This window comes from Staphylococcus sp. CWZ226, assembly GCF_018986355.1.
Taxonomy (GTDB): Bacteria; Bacillota; Bacilli; order Staphylococcales; family Staphylococcaceae; genus Staphylococcus; species Staphylococcus simulans.
In genome coordinates, this window is the sequence record NZ_JAHMSB010000009.1 from 90038 (window position 1) to 107280 (window position 17243).

Genomic DNA, 17243 nt, shown 5'->3' on the forward strand with positions numbered 1-17243 from the left:
CTTTTTCACGACTCCCTTAAATAATTAACATTGCATCACCAAAGCTGAAGAATCGATATTTCATTTCGACAGCTGTTTGGTATGCATTTAAAATATATTGTTTTGAACTGAATGCTGAAACTAACATGACAAGTGTGGACTTCGGCAGATGGAAGTTCGTAATTAAAGCATCAATAGCTTTAAACTCAAAGCCTGGATAAATAAAGATATCCGTCCATCCGCTTTGTGCTGTAAATTGGTCATGGTCTCTGCGAATCGTTTCTAATGTTCTTGTTGATGTGGTACCAACTGAAATAATACGATGTCCTTTTTGTTTTGTTTCATTTAACAAATCAGCTGTAGCTTGAGACATCTGATAATATTCACTATGCATTTTATGATCATCTATATTATCAACGCTGACAGGTCTGAAGGTACCTAAACCGACATGCAATGTTACAAATGCAAGGTTCACTTGTTTCACTTTTAATTGTTCTAACAGCTCATCTGTAAAGTGTAAGCCGGCTGTTGGTGCAGCGGCAGAACCTGTTTCCTTCGCATAGACTGTTTGATAGCGATCTGGATCATCTAAACGTTCTTTGATGTAAGGCGGTAATGGCATTTCACCTAATTCATCTAAACGTTCTTGTAAAATACCTTCGTAATATAAACGCATAATGCGTCCACCTTGTTCTAATTCCTTAATACATTCTGCGATGATTTTCCCTTCACCAAATGATAATTTTTGGCCCACTTTGATACGTTTCGCAGGCTTCAATAATACTTCCCAATCATTACCTTCGATTTGTGTCAGCATCAACATTTCTACTTTAGCTTTTGTATCTTCTTTTAAACCAAATAAGCGCGCAGGCATGACTTTAGTATCGTTTAAGACAAGCGTGTCACCTGGATTAAAATATTCAATAATGTCTTTAAAATGACGATGTTCAATGTCGCCATTCTTTCTATTTAATACTAATAAACGACTTGTATCTCTATCTTTTAACGGCGTTTGTGCGATTAGTTCTTCCGGTAAATGATAATCAAACTCTTCAATATTCAAAATTGTCCCTCTTTCCATGTTCAGTGCCAAAGTGTTCATAAGCTAGGGGTGTCGCTTTTCTTCCTCTCGGTGTGCGTTCTAAAAAGCCTTTTTGAATTAAGAAAGGCTCATAAACATCTTCGATTGTAATACGTTCTTCACCGATAGAAACAGCGATTGTGTCTAAACCGACAGGTCCCCCATTATATTGATTAATAATACAGCGCATCATTTTATGGTCGATATAATCTAAACCATAATCATCAACTTGTAGAAGTTGTAATGCACGTTTTGTTGTTTCAATATATATTTTGTCGTCTTCATTGACTTGTTGGAAATCTCGAACGCGTTTAAGAAGACGGTTGGCAATACGTGGTGTACCTCTACTACGTTTCGCAAGTTCTGCAGCACTCTCTTCATCAATTTCTGTTCCTAGTACTTCTGCAGTTCGCTTAATAATATCTTCTAGTTCATCCTCATTATAAAACTCCAAACGTAAATGAACACCAAAGCGATCACGTAAAGGGCCCGTTAAGCTGCCGGCTCTTGTCGTTGCACCTACTAATGTAAATGGAGGCAAATCAATACGAATACTGCGCGCTTCTTCTCCTTTGCCGATCACGATATCTAAATAGAAATCTTCCATTGCAGGATATAAAACCTCTTCAACTACACTGCTTAAACGATGAATTTCATCAATAAACAAAACATCACCTGGTTGCAAACCTGAAAGGATTGCCGCTAAATCACCAGGTCGTTCTATTGCTGGTCCAGTGACTGTTCTGATGTTTACACCCATTTCATTCGCAATGATGTTTGACAAGGTTGTTTTACCAAGTCCAGGGGGGCCGAATAATAAAACATGATCTAATGGCTCCTCACGCATCTTTGCTGCTTTTATAAAGACTTCTAAATTAGCTTTAATTGATGCTTGACCGATATATTGTCTTAGTAAATGTGGTCTCAATGATAATTCAAAAGAATATTCATCATCATGGACCGTTTGATCTACCATTCTGTCATCCATTGTGTCCCCTCCTTTTGACTTATTTTTAAGAAACTAATATTTTCAAACCTGCTTTAACCGCTTCATCCACAGATTCAAACTGCTCTGTACTCAATTTCTTTTCAACTTTTTTCAATTCACGCTTAGAATAACCTAATGCTTCTAATGCAAGCAAGGCTTCTTCTAGGACTGGTGAATTGCCGGATACAGTTGTATCAGGTTGCTGTAATAAAGTATCTGCACTATCATCTGTGATTTGAACTTTACCTTTTAAATCTAAGATGATTTGACGTGCGGTCTTCTTACCGATACCTGGGAATTTTGTTAAATACGCTTCATTTTCATTTTCTATACCGATTTTCACTTCATTAGGCGTACTTGCAGCTAAAATTGCCAATGCTGATTTTGGACCAATACCTGTCACTTTATTCAAGCTTAAAAACATTTCTTTTTCTTCTTCTGATATAAAACCATACAACAACTGTGCATCTTCTCTAACAACTAAAGACGTGTAAATTACTACTTCTTGTTGAAATGAAGATTGAAAACGATAAGAGTTCGGTGTTTGGATTTCATAACCGACACCATTCGTTTCCACCACCACGTGTGTTGGGAACAATTGTGTTAATTGACCTTTAATATATGCGTACACGCCGTCACTTCCTTACATTGACATACTGATTATTTCTACTTTATAAACATTTTCAATGTTTCGTAATGCAAAAATCACATCTTCAATCGAAGTCTGACTGCCTGCAGTATTTAAAGACAGGGTGATTGTTGCTTTATCTTCCATCGGAATACTTTGATGAATCGTTAAAACAGACATGTGAATTTGAGAAATCGTATTAAGAACTTGTGCAAGCATACCAACCTTATCATGTACATAAAGAATGATAGTGAATTCTCTTGTATCTTCTACCTTTTCATCAATTGGAAATATAGTATCTTTATACTTGTAAAAGGCACTACGAGATAAACCGTATTGTCTGACTGCTTCATAAATAGACAAATGCGGATTTTCTTTTAATGCATCTTTAATTTGCAATGTTTTAATGACAGACTCTGGAAGTACATCTTCTCGTATCAGATAGAACTTTTTCACTTGTTTATCGTTCACTTAGACACCTCTATTCAACGAATTCAAATTCTCCGCCTAAAATTCTTACGATATCTCCATTTTTCGCACCACGTTCTCTTAATGCATCATCAATACCCATTGAACGCATTTGACGCGCAAAACGTCTAACTGCCGGGTCACTATTGAAATCAGTCATATGGAACATTCTTTCAATTGCTTTACCGCTGACCACAAATGCTGCATCATCATCACGTGTAATTGTGAATGCATCTTGTGATGGTGTGTGTTTGTATAATACACGGTTCACACCTAATGCTTCATCATCTTCTTTAGAGAAATCAACATCTTTATACTCTTCTAGTTTATCAGCAATCGCATAAAGTAATTGATCAAGATTTTCTCGTGTATAAGCAGAAATTGGAATAATCTCTACATCGTCACCAACTTCAGACTTAAAGAGTTCTAAATTATCTTGTGCGTCTGGCAAGTCCATTTTATTTGCGACGATGATTTGTGGACGATCTTCTAAACGTTGACCGTAAGATTTTAATTCATTGTTAATAGTTTGGTAATCTTCATAAGGATCTCTGCCTTCTGATCCACTCATGTCAATCACATGTACAATGACTTTAGTTCTTTCGACATGACGTAAGAATTGATGTCCTAAACCAACACCCTCTGAAGCACCTTCAATTAATCCAGGTAAATCAGCCATAACAAAGCTACGACCGTCAGGTGTTGAAACAACACCTAAATTTGGTTTAATCGTTGTGAAATGGTATGCTCCGATTTTAGGCTTTGCTTTTGAGACTGTTGAAAGCAATGTAGATTTACCTACACTTGGGAAACCAACTAAGCCAACATCTGCCATTAATTTTAATTCTAATGTGACTTCAATTTCTTCACCAGGTTCACCATTTTCACTGAAATCAGGTGCTGGGTTTCTTGGTGTTGCAAATCGAGAGTTGCCTCGACCGCCACGTCCACCTTTAGCGACAACGGCACGTTGTCCATTTTCTACTAGGTCAGCGATGACTTCATCCGTTTCAACTGCTTTAATAATTGTGCCTGGTGGGACTCTTAATACTAAATCTTCCGCATTTCTACCATGCATGTTACTACTTTGGCCGCCTTCACCACGTTTGGCTTTGAATTGGCGTTGATATCTGAAATCGAGTAATGTACGTAACCCTTCGTCTACTTCAAAAACTATAGATGCACCGCGACCGCCGTCTCCGCCTGCCGGGCCTCCGAAAGGAACATATTTCTCTCTTCTATATGCAGTGATACCGTTACCGCCATCGCCTGCTTTTAATAATATTTTAACTTGATCGACAAACATGTTTCTCACCTCTTTTATATATATTTTCTAATGCAATATCTAGATTATTATATCATTCTTTATGTACGCTTAGAAATAAAGACAAAAATAAAACACCAGAAGTTAAACTTCTGGTGTTGCGTCAACAAAAATTACTCAGCTGCAGCGTATACTGAAACTTGTTTTTTGTTACGGCCTTTGCGTTCGAATTTAACAACGCCGTCAATTTTAGCGAATAATGTGTCATCGCCGCCGCGACCTACATTTTCACCAGGGTAGATTTTAGTTCCGCGTTGACGGAATAAAATTGATCCACCTGTTACGAATTGTCCGTCAGCACGTTTAGCGCCAAGACGTTTAGATTCAGAGTCACGTCCGTTTTTAGTAGAACTTACCCCTTTTTTCGATGCGAAGAATTGTAAGTTTAATTTTAACATCTGGATACACCTCACTTATAATTTAATTTTATATTATCGTGGTACTCGTCTTCAATAGTTTGAAGTGATACGAGCATTGCTTGCAAAATCAATTGCGCTTGTTCATCGTTTACGTTTACACTTCTGAGATGGAAATAGCCTCCATCATCGTCATAATCTATGTCAGGTCTTTCAGATGTTAATCCGAGGATAGCATTGACACTTCCGAATAAAACCGCTGAAGCGCCAGCACAGACAATATCATGACCATACTCGCCATGTTCAGCATGACCATCCATGATGACATCTGTTACTTGACCCTCTTCATTAAACGAAACGTCTATCTTAATCATGATTAAGCGTTGATTGCGTCGATTGTTAATTTAGTGTATGGTTGACGATGGCCTTTTTTACGTTTATAGTCTTTACGACGTTTGTAAGTAAATACAGTGATTTTCTTACCGCGACCTTGTTTGTTTACTGTAGCTGTTACTGTCGCACCTTCAACTGTTGGCGCACCAACTTTGACTGCGTCTCCACCTACAAATAAAACTTTGTCAAAAGTGAAAGTGTCACCTTCGTTTACATCTAATTTTTCAACGTAAATTTCTTGACCTTTTTCTACTTTAATTTGTTTACCGCCTGTTTCGATAATAGCAAACATACTTTGCACCTCCTATAAAATAAGTCACGCCATATATAGGTGATACACTTGGTATACTTAAACCTATATTTGAGCGGTTGTATGTAGCTATAAACTACTCAACTGCTAAAGCTTACCATCCCTAGGCTTTCCTGTCAATTGGCAAATCTAATTTTTTGATTAATTTTTTAATCAAGCTAAAAACAATCACCAATAACAGTAAATTTACGAAAGCGGTTGGTAATAACCGGAATAATAAAAAGTCCCAAAGATTAAATTTAATTAATCCTAATAAACCATAAATTAATGCTTGGTAAATTTCAAAGATGATTGTAAACAGCCAAACACCAATGAATACCATCGTATGATCTCGATAGTATACTTTGAAAAAGAAATCCATCAAAATCACAAACAATAAATAACCAAATGTATTTAAACCATAGATTGTTCCATAATATAAATCAGTAGTTAATCCGAAAATTATCGCAAGTACAACTGCGATACTTGGTTTTTTATAGATGGTAATAATCAACAAATACATCAGCAATAAATGCGGTACGAAGATAATCCCTCTTCCACCGATTTGCATCGGTATCACTAAAGCGATTAATGAATCAAGATAGAACAATACAGCCCCAATTAAAAAATAGTAAAACGCACGCATTATTCATCACCGCTTTCATCAGGAAGTGTTTTCGGATCGCGTTGTGCAACGTAAACATGATCTAAGTCACTTAAATCTGCCGCTGTTTTTACTCTCACTTCTTTTGAAAGCCCATATTGATCATTTTCTACTTTAGTAACTTCACCGATATATAAGTTGCTTGGTATTTGATTCGCTAAACCACTTGTCACAACTTTATCGCCTTTTGCGATTTTATCCTTATTATCAATATCACTGATAACTAATTCATTTGTTTTTCTATCATAATGGTTAATCAACCCGAAGATTTTTTTAGAATCATGTTGAATATTAACTGAAAGTTTACCATTACGAGATGAAGTTGAAAGCAAATCTACTTGAGCAGAAAACTGATTGACTTTGACAACTCTGCCGACTAACCCTTCAGCTGTAATAACAGCTTGGTTTTGTTTGATTCCGGCTTTTTTCCCTTTATCAATAATCGCTTTATTCATCCATTGGTCTGGATTTCTAGCAATTACTGTTGCGCTGAGAGGTTCGTATTTAGAGATGTCTTTAATATCTAATTCTTTACGAAAACCTTCATTTTCCGCTTTCAATCTCTCATTTTCTGCCTCTAATTGTTTGATTTTATTTTTATCCTCTTTTGATGTTTTTCCATTGAATAAACCGTCAATTGAACCTGTTACTATATGTAATGGATAAGATAATACGCGTTGAGGAACGGACACGGTATCACCGACATATTGTTCCACAGGCGATTGGTGATGTGATCTGATCGATAACCCTATTAACGATATAAATAGAATCAGGGAACAGAAAATAACAATCAATTTGTTATTTTTAAAAAACTTGGACAACCTGAACACCTCTATTAACTCAATTTTTCATATCTCACTATATTTTATATTATTATACACCTTAGTTAAAGTGCCAACTGTACCTGGCAAAAAATACTTAAAAAAAGAGCATCAGCAATTCATTTGAAATCGGCTGATGCCCAAAAAATATCTTCATTCTATTTTAATTAAAAATCAGCTGTAAATGTTCATATACACTGTCTAAGTCTGAATCATTATTTCTTGTTGCTGTCTTCTTTTTCATCTTCTTTATACAGGGTTTCTTCTTTTCTCCAGTTCTCAAACAGCTTTTGCGCTTTTGATTGTTCAGCAGCGTTTTTTCCATTTGTTTGTTTACTCATTAAAGAACACCAAACCTCTCTATCAATGATTCAACACAAGGGTAACGTAAGACTGTATTATTTTCAAGATAATGCACTATAGAAACAACTCGATTTATTTAAAATAAGCTACAGGGTGCATTTGTATATTTTGCTGCATCGCTTGTAAGTCTTGATGCAGTTCAATTTCCGTTGCATAAATACGTAATTCATCAGAACCGAATTTGTACATGATAAACTGATTGCCACGTTGCCCAATTAAATAATTTTCATTATAGCCCATTCTGCTTAATCCGCTGACATCCATAAACTCTTCTTTATTCAACATGTTAAAGATGTTCTTAGTCTGACTTGCGGGCATATTATTCAAAATATCATTTTTTTCTACAACATAACGTTGGCCAGGTTTGAAATCTTCAATTGGTACATTACCGCCTTGATAAGATGAATAGGTAGTTTTATTGCTGATTGGATTCCATTCTTGTTCTTTTAAAAACGGTGCATATTTCAACGCAAAAAAGACAATTACAATGATGCATCCGACTGCTATAATATTTTTAATGATGTTAAATAGAAAACGCATCCTCACACCGTCCCATTCTTAATGATTTCATTGTACGCTTTTTTACGAGAATTTTCATCAGACTAGAGAACGACACTTGATTTAAATCCCAAGACCGATGCATCCACAATACATTTCAGTTACACTATATGTAAAGGAGTTGCAGCCATGTCAATTTTAACAATTATTTTACTCGTATTATTGATTGGTCTACTCTTCAGAGTAGGTGTTTCATTACTACGTTTTATCATAAAAATTGCGATTTTCGCTTTAATTATTTATTTAGCTTATCAAGGGATTCTGTGGATTCTGAACTATTTTCAAATGCATCCATTTTAAATCAAAGCATATTTACTACATTCCGATAACACCTTCATGTCGTGTTATCGGTTTTTTAATCATCAAAATACCCCGCTTCAACCAAACTCAAATACTTCGCATCTCCAATAATTATATGATCAAGCAATTCAATGCCAAGCACTCTGCCACACTCTTGCAATCGTTTTGTTGTATGAATATCTTCTTTTGAAGGTGTCACATCACCAGACGGATGATTATGTACCACAATAATCGCATTGCTCGACCACTTAATAGCTGCTTTAAATACCTCTCTAGGATGCACCACAGAAGAATTCAAAGTTCCTACAAAGATGACTTCATGACGAATTACAATATTCTTTGAGTTCAAAAATAATACCTCAAACTGTTCATGTGTTAAATGCATCATCCTCGATAAAAAATAATCCGCCGCATCTTGGGGTGAATTAATTTTTACTTTCTCTTTTTGATCCGGCGCATTCATACGTTCACCTAGTTCAAACGCTGCCTTTAAAATCACCGCTTTATACATACCGATACCTTTCACATCCATCAAGTCATTTAAAGACAATAGTTTTAAATCTTTAAGCTTCGTTGTTAAATTTAATAAATCTTGCGCAACTTCGACACTAGACCGCCCTTTTCTGCCAGTATTAATCAATATGGCAAGCAACTCGGACTCAGATAAGTGTTGCGCTCCTTTAGCTATAAGCTTCTCTCTAGGTTTATCACAATCAGGTAAGTGTTTTATATTCAAAATGAAACCTCCGTTTAATAAAAGTGAAGTATAAATAATAAGTTAGGATAAAAGATAGAAATAGTTAAAAAGCTGATAAAAATAAAGGGGATAAGTGGCACTTCTAATATTCTACGCTTCGTGAACAAACGAAACATTATCATAAATAAACCACCAATAATAAAAGTCATACAGAATATCATGAGGAAAAATAAATAAGGAAAGACGAGACTGAGTAAAGTGAAAATTAAAATGTCTCCGTACCCTATCGCATGAGGTGCAAGTATAAATAAAATGTGAAGCAAAATTACAATACCAATTTGCGTTATAAACACCTTTGGCGCTAAGGCTATGACAACTATAATAAAAATTAAAACAAAGTGGACGGGAATCGTATGTGTATGCATATCATACAGTGCAGCAACGAGCAGAAATAAATATAAAGCAAGAAATAATGCAGAAGATGGGTAAATTACATTGAAAACAAGCAAACCGATTGGCAATAACGCACATAATTCACCTATAACATGTAATTTAGAGAGTTTGTGCCTACAATACCGGCATTGACCTTTTAATATCACAAAACTAATAATCGGAACTAAATCATACCATTTTAAATCATGATGACACGTTTCACATTTTGAACGTTGTTTCATATAACTGAAGTTTAATGTTTTAACAAAACACAGTTGATACAAAAAACTTTCAAGCACTGAAGTGATTAGGACAGCTACAATAACGTGCAGAAGCTTCACCTACTTTCTGAAATATCAACGTTATTATACGTGCTAGGAAGGTCATTTTCAAATAGTATGTATAAAATATTTTATTTTAATTTTTTACGAACAAACACCATATATAATTGTCATTTTTACATGCAGAAAACATTAAAAACTCCTTCTGAAATGGCCGTGAATAAACGTCATCTCAAAAGGAGTTTAGTATTTAATATTTAATTAAAGCCATTAAGCTTCAAAGTTCACTTTTGCTTTCACTTCACTGATGAAGTATAAGCTGCCAGTAATAACCAATGTATCGCCTTCATAATTCTCTACAAAGTCTACATAGTCATCAATTAAAATTGGATCAAAATGTTCTGCTTCATTTGCGATTTCTTCTTTTGGCTTCGCACGATAGAAATCAAAGTCTGTGATATAAACATGATCTGCAATTTGTCCTAAATCTTCTAACATATGATGAATCGGTTTGCCGCTTACAGCTGAGAACAAAATATCAACCTTATCTTTATGATAATAATTTTGAATTGTACTCACTAATGCATCGATGCTTTCATTATTATGAGCGCCATCAATAATCATAAGCGGTTTTTCTTTAACTTCTTCAATACGCCCTGTCCAGCTGACTTCTTCCATAGCTTTAATCATTTTATTGAAGTCTAACTGAATTTGTCCCGCTTCAAACATCACAATTAACGCTGTAATCGCTAAAGCTGCATTTTCTTTTTGATGTTCGCCAAGCATATGCAACGCTATGTTTTCTAATTCATAATCTTTAAAGCGATACGTAAATTCATCTTCTTCTGAAACAACAGAAATATCTTTATCCAACTCATAAGCAGGCGCTTGTTGTTTTTCTGCATATTCACTTAAGTATTTTAAAGCATCATCTTCTTTAACAGAATAAACAAACGGCGTATCCGCTTTAATAATATCACCTTTATCTTTAGCAATATCCAAATAAGTAGAACCTAATAAATCTGTATGATCTAAACCAATGCTCGTTAGAATTGTCAAAATAGGTGAAAATACATTTGTCGAATCATTTTTAATACCAAGTCCTGCTTCAACAATCACAAAGTCTACAGGTCGGATCGCGCCGAAGTATAAGAACATCATCGTTGTTATAATTTCAAATTCAGTTGCTGTTCCATATTCAGTTTCCGCTTCCATCTCTTCACTTACCGGCTTCACACGAGCAACCAGGTCAACGATAACATCATCGCTGACTGGCATCCCGTTTAAGCTGATTCTTTCATTGAACGTTTCAATATAGGGTGAAGTAAATGTACCGACATCATAACCATTCTCGACAAGTGCAGCACGTAGATATGCGACTGTAGAACCTTTGCCATTTGTTCCGCCGACATGGATGCCTTTAATGTTTTGTTCTGGATGACCTAGGCGTTCTAGCATCCACTCCATGCGTTTTGTGCCTGGTTTGATACCAAACTTATTTCTTTCGTGTATCCAATATAAGCTGTCTAGGTAATTCATTATCAGGACTCCTATGCTTTTAATTGTTCAATTCTAGCTTTGACGCTATCATATTTTTCTTGATAATCTTCTTTTTTGGCACGTTCTTCATTGATAATTTTTTCAGGCGCTTTATTAACGAAGTTTTCGTTTGATAATTTTTTATCGACACGATCAAGTTCGCTTTGCCATTTATCTAATTCTTTTTCTAAACGTGCAATCTCTTTATCCATATCGATTAAACCTTCTAATGGTAAAATCACTTCACCTGCACCGACTACAGAAGTCATTGCTTTATCAGGTGTTTCGATATCTGTTGAAATGATTAACTCACTTGGGTGGCCGAAGCGGTCAATGTAATGTTTATTTTCTTCAAGCATTTGAGTGATTTCCGCATTTTTCGTTTTAATATAAATCGGAATTGCTTTTGAAAGCGGTGTGTTCACTTCTGAACGAGCTTGACGGACAGCTTTAATAATTTCTACGACATATTGCATCGCTTGTTTACTGTCTTCATACATAAATTCAGTTTGAACTTGTGGCCAAGCGCTTGTCACAATTGTTTCACCTTCATGCGGTAAGTTTTGCCAAATTTCTTCTGTCACAAATGGCATATAAGGATGCAACATACGCATTGTACGGTCTAATACATAAGATAAGACTGAACGTGTAACTTGTTTTTGCGCTTCGTCTTCACCATTCATTGGAATTTTACTCATTTCGATATACCAGTCACAGAATTCATCCCAAATAAAGTTATATAAAGCACGTCCAACTTCACCAAATTCATATTTATCACTTAAGTCAGTTACCGTTTTAACTGTTTCGTTTAATCGCGTTAAAATCCATTTATCAGCAAGTGATAAGTTTTGAGATAAGTCGATATCTTCAAATTTGAAGTCTTCACCAATATTCATCAAGCTGAAACGTGCAGCGTTCCAAATTTTGTTAATGAAGTTCCAAACTGATTCTACTTTTTCAGTTGAGTAACGTAAATCGTGACCTGGAGATGAACCTGTAGCTAAGAAATATCTTAAGCTATCTGCACCATATTGGTCGATAACATCCATAGGATCTACACCGTTACCTAATGATTTACTCATTTTACGGCCATCTTCAGCACGAACTAAACCATGTAATAATACATCGTTGAAAGGACGTTGATCTGTAAATTCTAATCCTTGGAAAATCATACGTGCAACCCAGAAGAAGATAATGTCATAACCTGTAACTAATGCATTAGTTGGATAGTAGCGTTCAAAATCTTTTGCTTCAGTATCTGGCCAACCAAGTGTTGAGAATGGCCATAAAGCACTAGAGAACCATGTATCTAGTACATCTTCATCTTGTGTCCAGTTTTCAATATCTTCTGGTGCTTCTTCTCCTACATAAATTTCGCCTGTTTCATTATGATACCAAGCTGGGATTTGATGACCCCACCATAATTGACGTGAAATTGTCCAGTCACGGATATTTTCCATCCATTGATTAAATGTATGTTCAAAACGTTCAGGTACAAAATTCACACGATTATCTGTTTTTTGATTATCAAGTGCACGTTTTGCTAGAGGTTCCATATTTACGAACCATTGTGTAGATAAGTAAGGTTCTACGATGGCACCGCTTCTTTCAGAATGTCCAACAGCATGTGTGTGATCTTCAATTTTAATCACTAAGTCTTCTGCTTTTAAGTCTTCTACTAATTGGTCACGACATTCGAAGCGGTCCATACCTTCGTATTTACCAGCTTTGTCGTTCATTTTACCTGATTCATCCATGACGATAATAGATTCAAGGTTATGTCTTTTACCTAATTCAAAGTCATTAGGATCATGTGCTGGTGTTACTTTCATAGCACCACTACCAAATTCAACGTCTACATATTCATCTGCTAAAATTGGCAACTCACGACCGACAATCGGCAAAATAACTTTTCTGCCAATAACATCTTTATAACGTTCATCATTAGGGTTAACGACAATTGCAGTATCCCCTAACATTGTTTCAGGACGTGTTGTAGCAATTTTAATATATCCTTCGCCATCAGCGTAAGGATATTTAAAATGATAGAATTTACCTGGTGTGTCTTCGTGAATAACCTCAATATCTGAAATCGCTGTTTTCGCAACAGGGTCCCAGTTGATAATACGTTCGCCACGATAAATTAAACCTTTGTTATACATATCTACAAAGACTTTTTTAACCGCTTTACTTAAACCTTCATCTAATGTGAAGCGTTCTCTATCATAATCAAGTCCAAGACCTAATTTCGCCCATTGTTGACGAATAAATGAAGCATATTCTTCTTTCCAGCTCCAAACTTCTTCTAAGAATTTCTCACGACCTAAGTCATGTCTTGAAATACCTTGTTCTTGTAATTTTGCTTCAACTTTTGCTTGTGTCGCAATACCCGCATGGTCCATACCAGGCAGATACAATGTATCGTAACCTTGCATACGTTTCATACGTGTTAAAATGTCTTGTAACGTTGTATCCCAAGCATGACCTAAATGTAATTTACCAGTTACATTCGGAGGTGGGATAACAATCGTATACGTTTCTTTTGATGTGTCTCCGTTAGGTTTGAAATAGCCTTTCTCTACCCATTCTTGATAGCGTCCAGCTTCAACCTCATTCGGATTGTATTTTGGTTTCATTTCCATAGGACAATTCCTCCTTAAAATAAAAAACACCCGTTCCTATACATAGGACGGATGTTCCGTGGTACCACCTAAATTCAACATAGTTCATCTATATTGCACTTCATAATGATTAACGCTCAATACACGCTTTAACCTACTGTACTGTTCAGCTAAAGATCTAAGCGGGCTACCTTCAACAGCATCAATTATGTATTTTCACCAACCATACATTCTCTTTGAAATTAATCAACTGTCTACTCTTCCCGAAATCATATTCTCTACTAATTTATAGTATAATAGAACTCTAAAATAAGTCAATGCGAAGGAATGAAATTTTATGAATGAATGTGCATTCAACACAACTGATCCACTCTATATTGAATATCATAATAAAGAATGGGGTCAGCCGCTTTATGATAGTCAAAAATTATTTGAACTAATGGCTCTAGAATCACAACATGCGGGACTTTCTTGGTTAACGATTTTAAAGAAACGTTCTGCATATCGTGATGCTTTCTATCAATTTGACCCTCATAAAATTGCACAAATGACAGAAAAAGATATTGATGAACTCATGGAATTTCCTAATATCGTTCATTATAGAAAGAAGTTAGAAGCAATTGTCAGCCAAGCAAAAGGCTATATTCAAATTGAAAAAGAACATGGCAGTTTTAGTGATTTTCTGTGGTCATACGTTGATAATCAGCCGATTGATTTGCGATATCGTTCATCTAAAGACCGTATCACCGTCGATGAACGCGCTAAAAAAATGTCTAAAGACTTAAAGAAATATGGCTTTAAGTTTATGGGTCCTGTAACGATGTTTTCATTTTTAGAAGCAGCAGGTCTCTATGACGCCCACTTGATTGGTTGTCCTTATAAGCCATCAAAACAGTAGGAACACGGTTGTGTTCCTATTTTATTTTAAAATTTAAAATTGTCGTAAAATTCTCTCTATTTTATGCTAGAATATCAAATATATTAAATTTTAAGGGGGCATTTTATGGAATGGTTAAAATTAATAGGTATTCTAGTTATTATTATCGGATTCCTATTTAAGTTTGATACGATTGCGGTTATTTTAGCTGCTGCAATTGTAACCGGACTTGTATCCGGTATGGATTTCTTTGAAATATTAGACGTCCTCGGCAAAGCTTTTGTCGATAATCGCCTGGTATCTCTTTTCTTATTAACCTTACCTATGGTTGGTTTAATTGAACGATTTGGATTAAAAAAACAAGCAACCGTATTAATCGGAAAGGTTAAATCCATGACCAGCGGACGTTTATTATCCTTATATTTATTAATTAGAGAAATTGCAGGACTCGCTTCCATTCGGATCGGAGGTCATCCTCAATTCGTACGTCCGTTAATTAATCCGATGGTTCAAGGGGCATTGAAAACAAAATATAATTTAAAACCTGAACAAATCGATGAAAAAGATGTGGAGAAAATTAAAGCAGAAGCTTCGGCTATGGAGAACTACGGTAACTTCTTTGGCCAGAATTTATTTGTAGGTGCTGCTGGCGTACTTTTAATGGTCGGTACATTTAATTCACTTGATATTAAAGTCAATGCGGTCAGTTTAGCGCTTGCTTCTGTACCAATCGCAATCATCACAATTCTGATTGTCGTAGTTAAAAATATTTTGTTAGACCGTTACTTAGAACGTAAATACAGAAACAAGGAGGATCAAGCATGAGTCAACATACATTAGATACTATCCTTGAGTTCTTTTATATTTTAATTGGTATCCAATTACTTTATACAGCCTACCGTGTATTGCGAGATCCAAACAAAGAAAAACGTATTGGCACTGCACTCTTTTGGGTATTGCTTGCGATAACATTTATTTTTGGACCTTATATACCAAACGTAATCAATGGTGCACTTATCTTGTTAATGGGACTATTAACATTAACACGTCAAGTTACTATCAAAAACATTGTGGACGTTACTGAGGAACAAGGTAATCAAGGTGCTGAACGTTTTGGCAATAAACTCTTTTGGCCAGCAGTTGTTTTAGCTGTTGTAGCTGTCATCATTTCAAACTGGACACCTCTTGGTGGCGCTATTGGCTTAGGAATTGCTTCAGTTGTCGGTTTGATTGCTGCGTATTTCATTATCAAGCCTAAAGCAAAATACATGTTATATGACAGTGATAGATTGACACAACAAGTTGGAACAGTTGGTATCTTACCGCAATTCTTAACAGCATTAGGAGTACTATTTACAGTCAGCGGTGTTGGCAAAGTGATTTCTAACGGTATTTCAAGTTTCTTACCTGAAGGCAATCACTTAATTGGCGCCACTGCGTATATATTAGGTATGGTCATTTTCACAATGTTGATGGGTAATGCATTTGCAGCTTTTACTGTTATTACCGCAAGCATTGGTATTCCTTTCGTCATTGCACAAGGTGCTGACCCTGCAATTGCTGGTGCACTAGCGATGACTGGTGGTTTCTATGGTACTTTATTAACGCCAATGGCCGCAAACTTCAATACATTACCTGTTGCTTTATTAGAAATGAAAAATGAATTCAGTGTCATCAAAGCACAAATCCCAGTTGCTTTCATATTAATCTTAGTACATATCGGATTAATGTATTTCTGGGCATTTTAATAAACAGATAAAGGAGAAGATAACATGAATATTTTAGTTACAGCTTTTGATCCGTTTGGTAAAGAAAAAACAAATCCAGCTTTAGAAGCAGTGAAGTTATTACCAGAAACAATCGGTGAACATACGATTACGAAATTAGAAATCCCTACTGTATTCAACGAATCGGTTGAAGCTATTAAACAACAACTTAAAATTGAAACATATGATGCGGTACTTGCTATTGGACAAGCTGGCGGCAGATTTGATTTAACACCCGAACGTGTCGGCATTAATGTAGATGATGCAAGAATTGCAGATAATAAAGGTAATCAACCCATTGATGAAGTTATTCAAGAAGATGGCGCACCTGCTTACTTTTCAAATATGCCAGTAAAACGCCTTACACAAGCGATTAAAGATGCAGGTGTTCCTGCTTCACTTTCAAATACTGCAGGAACTTTTGTATGTAATCATGTACTCTATCAATTAGGATATTTGCATGCGACTACTTTCCCTTATATTCAATTTGGTTTTATTCATGTACCGTTCATTCCTGAACAAGTCACGAATAAACCGAATACACCTTCTATGGCGCTAGATACTATTGTTAAAGGGTTGGAAGCGGCAATCTCAGAGTTATCAGCAGATAATCGTGATGAAACTATCGCATTAGGTGAAACACATTAATTTAATAAGATGTATACAAAATAACCGCCTCATCGGGCGGTTACAGACTGTCGACAAAGTCCTACGGACTTGTCGGCATTTTTTATTTTTTAACATTTTACATAATAACCTTTTCCCCATTTCTTGTATAATGATAGTAATAAGATAATGAGGTGATAGTATGCTAAATA

Annotated in this window: 21 protein-coding genes and 2 other annotated features; of the genes, 5 read left to right on the forward strand and 16 right to left on the reverse strand. The window is 35.6% G+C overall.

The features are described 5' to 3' along the window. Positions 1 to 16: 16 nt before the first annotated feature. The 12 genes from queA to KRR19_RS08635 all read right to left on the reverse strand — a co-directional run bounded on the left by queA (position 17) and on the right by KRR19_RS08635 (position 7894). Complete coding sequence (gene queA, locus KRR19_RS08585) at positions 17 to 1042, reverse strand: tRNA preQ1(34) S-adenosylmethionine ribosyltransferase-isomerase QueA (RefSeq protein WP_060804783.1); 1026 nt, start codon at positions 1040 to 1042, stop codon at positions 17 to 19. Continuing rightward, complete coding sequence (gene ruvB, locus KRR19_RS08590; RefSeq protein WP_023016070.1) at positions 1032 to 2048, reverse strand: Holliday junction branch migration DNA helicase RuvB; 1017 nt, start codon at positions 2046 to 2048, stop codon at positions 1032 to 1034. The genes queA and ruvB overlap by 11 nt, the downstream gene beginning before the upstream one ends. Before the next feature lie 25 nt (positions 2049 to 2073). After that, the gene (gene ruvA / locus KRR19_RS08595) at positions 2074 to 2679 is read right to left on the reverse strand and encodes a Holliday junction branch migration protein RuvA (protein WP_156666488.1); all 606 of its coding nucleotides are present in this window, start codon (positions 2677 to 2679) and stop codon (positions 2074 to 2076) included. A gap of 12 nt (positions 2680 to 2691) precedes the next feature. After that, on the reverse strand, positions 2692 to 3147 hold the full coding sequence (locus KRR19_RS08600) for an ACT domain-containing protein (protein WP_002481126.1): 456 nt from the start codon (positions 3145 to 3147) through the stop codon (positions 2692 to 2694). A gap of 10 nt (positions 3148 to 3157) precedes the next feature. After that, positions 3158 to 4450: a GTPase ObgE gene (obgE, locus tag KRR19_RS08605; protein WP_023016071.1), complete on the reverse strand. Its 1293-nt coding sequence runs from the start codon at positions 4448 to 4450 to the stop codon at positions 3158 to 3160. A 131-nt stretch (positions 4451 to 4581) separates the two neighbouring features. Beyond that, positions 4582 to 4866 (reverse strand): 50S ribosomal protein L27, encoded by a 285-nt coding sequence (gene rpmA, locus KRR19_RS08610; RefSeq protein WP_002481128.1) that lies wholly within the window; start codon positions 4864 to 4866, stop codon positions 4582 to 4584. Between the two features lie 11 nt (positions 4867 to 4877). Next, complete coding sequence (locus KRR19_RS08615; RefSeq protein ID WP_002481129.1) at positions 4878 to 5198, reverse strand: ribosomal-processing cysteine protease Prp; 321 nt, start codon at positions 5196 to 5198, stop codon at positions 4878 to 4880. A 2-nt stretch (positions 5199 to 5200) separates the two neighbouring features. Then, positions 5201 to 5509: a 50S ribosomal protein L21 gene (gene rplU / locus KRR19_RS08620; RefSeq protein WP_002481130.1), complete on the reverse strand. Its 309-nt coding sequence runs from the start codon at positions 5507 to 5509 to the stop codon at positions 5201 to 5203. 12 nt (positions 5510 to 5521) lie between these two features. Beyond that, positions 5522 to 5598: a sequence feature (ribosomal protein L21 leader region), on the reverse strand. A 32-nt stretch (positions 5599 to 5630) separates the two neighbouring features. After that, entirely contained in the window at positions 5631 to 6152 is a 522-nt protein-coding gene (gene mreD, locus KRR19_RS08625) for a rod shape-determining protein MreD (RefSeq protein ID WP_060804784.1), read from the reverse strand. Further along, the gene (mreC, locus tag KRR19_RS08630) at positions 6152 to 6991 is read right to left on the reverse strand and encodes a rod shape-determining protein MreC (RefSeq protein WP_002481132.1); all 840 of its coding nucleotides are present in this window, start codon (positions 6989 to 6991) and stop codon (positions 6152 to 6154) included. Before mreC ends, mreD begins: the two co-directional genes overlap by 1 nt. Positions 6992 to 7206: 215 nt before the next feature. Next, complete coding sequence (locus KRR19_RS12335) at positions 7207 to 7332, reverse strand: hypothetical protein (RefSeq protein ID WP_002481133.1); 126 nt, start codon at positions 7330 to 7332, stop codon at positions 7207 to 7209. Between the two features lie 94 nt (positions 7333 to 7426). Then, entirely contained in the window at positions 7427 to 7894 is a 468-nt protein-coding gene (locus KRR19_RS08635; RefSeq protein WP_002481134.1) for a DUF4930 family protein, read from the reverse strand. A 147-nt stretch (positions 7895 to 8041) separates the two neighbouring features. Here KRR19_RS08635 and KRR19_RS08640 point away from each other — a divergent pair, with 147 nt between their 5' ends. Further along, positions 8042 to 8212 (forward strand): hypothetical protein, encoded by a 171-nt coding sequence (locus KRR19_RS08640; protein ID WP_199183473.1) that lies wholly within the window; start codon positions 8042 to 8044, stop codon positions 8210 to 8212. Positions 8213 to 8267: 55 nt separating this feature from the next. Here KRR19_RS08640 and radC read toward each other — a convergent pair whose 3' ends face one another. From radC to KRR19_RS08660, 4 genes are all read right to left on the reverse strand, one after another. Beyond that, the gene (gene radC / locus KRR19_RS08645) at positions 8268 to 8948 is read right to left on the reverse strand and encodes a RadC family protein (protein ID WP_002481136.1); all 681 of its coding nucleotides are present in this window, start codon (positions 8946 to 8948) and stop codon (positions 8268 to 8270) included. A 14-nt stretch (positions 8949 to 8962) separates the two neighbouring features. Continuing rightward, positions 8963 to 9682, reverse strand: coding sequence for a prepilin peptidase (locus tag KRR19_RS08650; RefSeq protein ID WP_083326820.1), 720 nt, complete (start codon positions 9680 to 9682; stop codon positions 8963 to 8965). A gap of 210 nt (positions 9683 to 9892) precedes the next feature. Beyond that, complete coding sequence (locus KRR19_RS08655) at positions 9893 to 11161, reverse strand: bifunctional folylpolyglutamate synthase/dihydrofolate synthase (RefSeq protein ID WP_070864713.1); 1269 nt, start codon at positions 11159 to 11161, stop codon at positions 9893 to 9895. 11 nt (positions 11162 to 11172) lie between these two features. Beyond that, on the reverse strand, positions 11173 to 13803 hold the full coding sequence (locus tag KRR19_RS08660; RefSeq protein ID WP_216733591.1) for a valine--tRNA ligase: 2631 nt from the start codon (positions 13801 to 13803) through the stop codon (positions 11173 to 11175). A 40-nt stretch (positions 13804 to 13843) separates the two neighbouring features. Continuing rightward, positions 13844 to 14057: a binding site (T-box leader), on the reverse strand. Between the two features lie 62 nt (positions 14058 to 14119). Between KRR19_RS08660 and KRR19_RS08665 the strand changes: the two genes are divergently transcribed. From KRR19_RS08665 to pcp, 4 genes are all read left to right on the forward strand, one after another. Further along, positions 14120 to 14680 (forward strand): DNA-3-methyladenine glycosylase I, encoded by a 561-nt coding sequence (locus tag KRR19_RS08665; RefSeq protein ID WP_002481139.1) that lies wholly within the window; start codon positions 14120 to 14122, stop codon positions 14678 to 14680. Positions 14681 to 14785: 105 nt separating this feature from the next. Further along, positions 14786 to 15484 carry a DUF969 domain-containing protein gene (locus KRR19_RS08670; protein ID WP_023016078.1) on the forward strand — a complete coding sequence of 233 codons (699 nt, stop codon included), beginning with the start codon at positions 14786 to 14788 and terminating at the stop codon, positions 15482 to 15484. Continuing rightward, on the forward strand, positions 15481 to 16407 hold the full coding sequence (locus KRR19_RS08675) for a DUF979 domain-containing protein (RefSeq protein WP_216733592.1): 927 nt from the start codon (positions 15481 to 15483) through the stop codon (positions 16405 to 16407). Before KRR19_RS08670 ends, KRR19_RS08675 begins: the two co-directional genes overlap by 4 nt. 24 nt (positions 16408 to 16431) lie before the next feature. Further along, entirely contained in the window at positions 16432 to 17073 is a 642-nt protein-coding gene (gene pcp / locus KRR19_RS08680) for a pyroglutamyl-peptidase I (protein WP_002481142.1), read from the forward strand. The last annotated feature ends 170 nt before the right edge of the window (positions 17074 to 17243 follow it).